Raw genomic sequence first — 4,776 nt, 5'->3', positions numbered from 1 at the left:
TTTGGACCGATTTGATCTTAAAACCAAAATCAAGAAATGTGTTTGTGATCGTCAATTTGGTTTTCTCTATGGCTTTACAAGCTGTAGGAGTCTATGGTTTAGTCACTAGTAAAGAAAAAGATCTCACTGAACTTCAGGAAACAATGGCCAAAAATGAAGAATTGATTGCCCAACAAAACAAAGAAACAGAAAAACCCAAAAAAGAAGAAACCAAAAAAGAAGAAGGTAAACAAGAGACAAAAGATTATTCCAAGAGCGGTAATTCTCAGAAAGTCTCTAAAGAAGGTTTGGTTTTCCTGGGGGATTCTGTGATGTTGTCGGCCGCCAACTATATTCAGGAAAAATATCCCGACTGTCATATTGATGCGGCAGTCAGCCGTCATATCGGACAGGAACAAGATCCGTATAAAGTGATGGTCAATAATGGATGGGTCCATGATACCGTTGTGGTTTCATTGGGAACCAATGGAACTCTGTATGATTTTGCGGTGGAATCTTTATTGGAACTGATTGGGGAGGACCATTCCATATTCTGGGTCAACAATTATGGCCCGCATCTTCAATGGCAGGATTCCAACAATGCCTATTTACAGGAAGTAGCCAAGAATCATTCCAATGTAACCATCATTGACTGGTATTCTTTGGTTTCGGCACATCCGGAATGGTTGAGCGGCGATGGCGTTCATCCGAATGATGAAGGGGCCAAAGCGTTTACGGATCTTATTGATCAAAGTTTAAATGATGTGATAGAAAAACAAAAAGCGGATTGATTTCCGCTTTTGTTTATTCTTCTTCTTTTTTTGTTTCTTTATCTTCGTCTGGAAGTTTATCTTTTAAGATTTGATCGATGTAAGCCTGAGCGACTCCCTTGGCAATGATCTTTTGGTTTTTGGTTTGTTGAAGCTCGGTACATTCTGAATAGTTGCTCATGAATCCTGCTTCAAACAACATGGCCGGGATCTTGGATTCCGTTACGACATATAACGGATACTCTTCCACGTTCATCGTTCCGCGGTGATAATGCCATTCGGCTTCGTCTAAATTTTTGACGATCTTACGAGTGACAGCTCTTGAGAACGAATCGTTTTCTTTGATATAGAATTCGTAGCCATATACGGATGGACTGTTATTGGAATTCATATGAACGCTCAGATAATAATCGGCGTTTTGTTCTTCCGCAAACTTAACACGGGCTTCCAGGTCTTTGACTTCTTCTTCCGGCCAGGTGACTTCATCGCTTGTTCGAGTATAGACGACTTTGATGCGAGGCTCTTTCTTGGTGATTTGTTTACCAATCTGTAAGGCAATTTCCAGGTTGATGTCTTTTTCCATGGCTCCATCGGCCCCAATCGTTCCAGAATCATAACCTCCGTGTCCAGGGTCGATACAGAGAGTTGCGATCGTTTCCACTTCGGGAGCAGGAAGGGCTTCCTCTGGATCTTTTAAAAAGCGGGAGATAAAGAGAACCATGCACAAAACGATGGCCAGGCAGGCAAAGCCGCCAAGAAATATTTTAACTTTTCGTTTTAATCTTCTTTTTTTCTTTTTTGTCTGCATGGGGTCAGTATATCATTGTTTTTATGGGAAATGCAAACGTCTTATTCAAATAAAGCTGTACCAATGCGCACCATGGTACTGCCGCATTCAATGGCCAGTTTATAGTCGTGGCTCATTCCCATGGAAAGGGTATCGATTTGCGGATCCTTTGATTTCAGCTCCTGGAAGAGCTGATTCATTTTCATAAACTCTTCTTTTACAAGTTCCATATCTTCCGTATGTGTGGCCACACACATCAGCCCTTTGACCTGGATGTGTTTTAATGACTGGAGCTCTTTTATAAAAGGAAGGGCATCCTGATAAGGAAGACCGGTTTTGTTGGGGTCTTCAGAGATCTTGATTTGCACAAGAACTTTTTGGATTAAACCTTGTTTGGCCGCCTGTTTTTCAATTTCCTTTGCGAGTTTAATGGAATCCAGCGATTCGATCAAGTCTACTTTCCCTATGATGTATTTCACTTTGTTTGTCTGAAGATGGCCGATGATGTGCCAGGAATACTTTGGATCGTATTTCTCTAAAAATTCCTGAACGCGGTTTTCGCCAAATGTGTTTAAACCGTGACGATGGGCTTCATCGATTTGTTCTTTGGTTCGGCGCTTGGAGACAGCGACGATCTTTACCCCTTGTATATTTTGAAGTTCTTTGATCAATTGAGTGTTCATTTCCATTCCCTCTTTCGCTCTTTATTATAGAGCCTGTATCCAAAGAATGACAGATGTTTTTTTCTGTAAAGTAGTGTTTCATAAAATTAGAGATGGTATAATACCAAGGATAGATGTGGTGATAAAAATGAATCAGGGAATATTTATAACTTTAGAAGGAAATGACGGAGCGGGAAAGACCACGCTTTGTATGAATCTGATCTGTGAACTGGAGAAATTAGGCTATTCAACGATCTATACAAGAGAACCGGGGGGCTCCCAGATTGCGGAACAGATTCGAAATGTCTTACTAAAGGAAGAGAATACAAATATGGATGCGCGTACGGAAGCCTTGTTGTTTGCGGCCAGCCGCCGTCAGCATTTGGTTGAGGTGGTCTTGCCGGCCTTACAGGAAAAGAAGATCGTCCTCTGTGACCGGTTTGTGGATTCCAGTCTGGCTTATCAGGGCTATGCGCGAAACATCGGTATCGATGAAGTCTGGGAGCTGAATCAGTTTGCGATCCATGATTGTATGCCGCATAAAACTTTATTTTTGAAGGTGTCGGTAGAAACAGGAAAAAAACGTATGGCTCTTCGCGGGGAAACGAATCGTCTGGATCTGGAAGAAGATGATTTTCATAAAAAGGTACGGGAAGGATACGAGATCCTATTGAAGAAATTTCCGGAAAGAATCACGGTGATCGATGCCGAAAAAGGGGAACAGGAAGTTTTACAACAGGCACTCCAAGAGATCCTGGAGGTACTTTCGCAACATGAATAAAGAACTCTTGAAAAAAGAACAGCCGGTCGTTTTTCAGACGCTTTCCAATGCGCTTAAGAACCAGCGATTGGCCCATGCTTATTTATTTGCCGGCCCCAAAGGGAGCCCCAAAAGGGAAATGGCGATTCTGTTTGCGCAAAGTCTTGTCTGTTGTCACAGAGATGAAGATGGATTTGCGTGTCAGGAATGTGAATCGTGTTTACGCATTGAAAAAGAAGAAGCCATCGATTTTAAATGGATCCATGGCGATAAAGCGCGAATCAAAAAGAAAGATATCGTGGATCTGCAGTCTTTTTTTGAGACCACCAGTGTCGAAACCGGAAATCGGCGCATTTATTTTTTGGATCAGTTTGATACCGCGACCGTGGATGCTTCCAATACATTGTTGAAGTTTTTGGAAGAACCGGCCCCGGGGATCTTTGCGATCTTGAGCGCGGACGAAAAGTCCAACGTTCTTCCTACGATACAGTCGCGCTGTCAGTGGATCCAGTTTCGCCCGGCTTCGCAATCCAGAATGAGAGCTTTGTTGGAGGAAGAAACGAATCCGGAAAACGCGGCCATGTTGACGGAAGCCGGCTATTCTACCAAGAGGGCCAAAGAAGTTTTGTCATGGGATGATTTTGATTTGATCCGGGAAGCGGCCAGAGACTATGTTCTTCACTGGGACGATATTTCAACGGTTTTAAAAATGCAAAGAGAAGTATTTATTCCCAAGACCGATCGGATGACACGGGAGAAAATTACCTTATGGCTGGAATGGGTGCTTTATTTTTTGAAAAAAGACGAGGTTTCTTTGCCCCTGTCAAAAAAGGTCCGCATCCAGGAGATCTTGATTGAATCGATGGATCTTCTCAGACATCCGGTTGAACTCGCATTATTTTTAGATAAAATATATAATCAGATAAGAAAGGTTGTGGTTTCTTGAAAAACAACGAGAATTCAAATGACAATCGTAAATTTAAATATATAGTATATATTCAGTTCGAAGAATCGAAAAAAGCATATACATTCGGATCGGATGTGCCGTATAACGAAAAAGATAAAGTGGTCGTAGAAACAGTACGGGGAAAAGAATTGGGAATGGTGTGTTCTCCAAGCATCCCCTACGATGAAAGTAAGGCCAAAGGGTCTTTAAAGCCGGTGCTTCGTCTTGCGACCGAATACGATCTGATCCAGAAAGAAGAAAATGAAGAAAAAGCGAAAAGTGCCATGAAGATCTGTCATCAGTGCATAGAAGATCTGAATCTGGATATGCATCTGATCAGTTCGGAATATACACTGGATCGTTCGAAGGTGATCTTTACCTATGTCAGCGATGATCGGGTGGATTTCCGTCAGCTGCTCAAGGATCTGGCGGCGCAGCTGCATTGTCGCATCGAACTTCGTCAGGTAGGACCGCGAAACAAGGCAAAGATCATTGGAGGATTGGGAAACTGCGGGATGGAAACGTGCTGTTCCCGGTTTTTAAGTGATTTTGAAGCGGTGTCGATCAATATGGCCAAAAATCAGCTTTTGGCTTTGAACATTCAAAAACTGAGCGGACAGTGCGGAAAGCTGATGTGCTGCCTTCGTTACGAAAATGAGAATTACACCAAACTTCGTGAAGGGTTGCCGAAGATCAATTCGCAGATCACTTTTGAAGATACGCGTTACCGCATCACTTCGATGAATGTTCTACAAAGACAGGCCAAACTGGAAAACAAGGAAGAAGTTCGTTTTGTGTCTTTTGATGAACTTTGGCCGCAGGAAAAGAAGAACGATGAAACGGCAGAAAAGCTTTCAAAACGATAGAGCGAC

General features: G+C 42.5%; 6 protein-coding genes. 4 read left to right on the top strand and 2 right to left on the bottom strand.

What is annotated here, in order from left to right; all coding sequences use genetic code 11:
* On the top strand, positions 1–770 hold a 770-nt coding region (locus Q0K03_RS07120; RefSeq protein ID WP_297239017.1), incomplete at its 5' end, for a hypothetical protein.
* Between the two features lie 13 nt (positions 771–783).
* Here Q0K03_RS07120 and Q0K03_RS07115 read toward each other — a convergent pair.
* Both Q0K03_RS07115 and Q0K03_RS07110 read right to left on the bottom strand, forming a co-directional pair.
* Complete coding sequence (locus Q0K03_RS07115) at positions 784–1,557, bottom strand: N-acetylmuramoyl-L-alanine amidase (protein WP_297239016.1); 774 nt, start codon at positions 1,555–1,557, stop codon at positions 784–786.
* Between the two features lie 41 nt (positions 1,558–1,598).
* A complete protein-coding gene (locus Q0K03_RS07110) occupies positions 1,599–2,219 on the bottom strand; it encodes a YggS family pyridoxal phosphate-dependent enzyme (protein WP_297239015.1) in 621 nt (206 codons plus the stop codon).
* 127 nt (positions 2,220–2,346) lie between these two features.
* Here Q0K03_RS07110 and tmk point away from each other — a divergent pair, with 127 nt between their 5' ends.
* From tmk to ricT, 3 genes are read left to right on the top strand one after another with little or no spacing between them, the layout of a single operon-like run.
* Positions 2,347–2,979: a dTMP kinase gene (tmk, locus tag Q0K03_RS07105; RefSeq protein ID WP_297239014.1), complete on the top strand. Its 633-nt coding sequence runs from the start codon at positions 2,347–2,349 to the stop codon at positions 2,977–2,979.
* Entirely contained in the window at positions 2,972–3,904 is a 933-nt protein-coding gene (locus tag Q0K03_RS07100) for a DNA polymerase III subunit (RefSeq protein ID WP_297239013.1), read from the top strand. The genes tmk and Q0K03_RS07100 overlap by 8 nt, the downstream gene beginning before the upstream one ends.
* The gene (gene ricT, locus Q0K03_RS07095; RefSeq protein WP_297239012.1) at positions 3,901–4,770 is read left to right on the top strand and encodes a regulatory iron-sulfur-containing complex subunit RicT; all 870 of its coding nucleotides are present in this window, start codon (positions 3,901–3,903) and stop codon (positions 4,768–4,770) included. Before Q0K03_RS07100 ends, ricT begins: the two co-directional genes overlap by 4 nt.
* Positions 4,771–4,776 lie beyond the last annotated feature (6 nt).

Origin of the sequence: uncultured Faecalicoccus sp. (genome assembly GCF_944327125.1) — a bacterium.
In the GTDB taxonomy this organism is placed as follows: Bacteria; Bacillota_I; Bacilli_A; order Erysipelotrichales; family Erysipelotrichaceae; genus Faecalicoccus.
Note: the sequence above shows the minus strand (reverse complement) of the source record. Positions and strands in the feature narration are given on the sequence as shown.

Excerpts from the sequence above, each read along its gene's own strand:
- Q0K03_RS07115 (WP_297239016.1), bottom strand. The coding sequence starts at position 1,557 with ATGCAGACAAAAAAGAAAAAAAGAAGATTAAAACGAAAAGTTAAAATA.
- Q0K03_RS07110 (WP_297239015.1), bottom strand. The coding sequence starts at position 2,219 with ATGAACACTCAATTGATCAAAGAACTTCAAAATATACAAGGGGTAAAG.
- tmk (WP_297239014.1), top strand. The coding sequence starts at position 2,347 with ATGAATCAGGGAATATTTATAACTTTAGAAGGAAATGACGGAGCGGGA.
- Q0K03_RS07100 (WP_297239013.1), top strand. The coding sequence starts at position 2,972 with ATGAATAAAGAACTCTTGAAAAAAGAACAGCCGGTCGTTTTTCAGACG.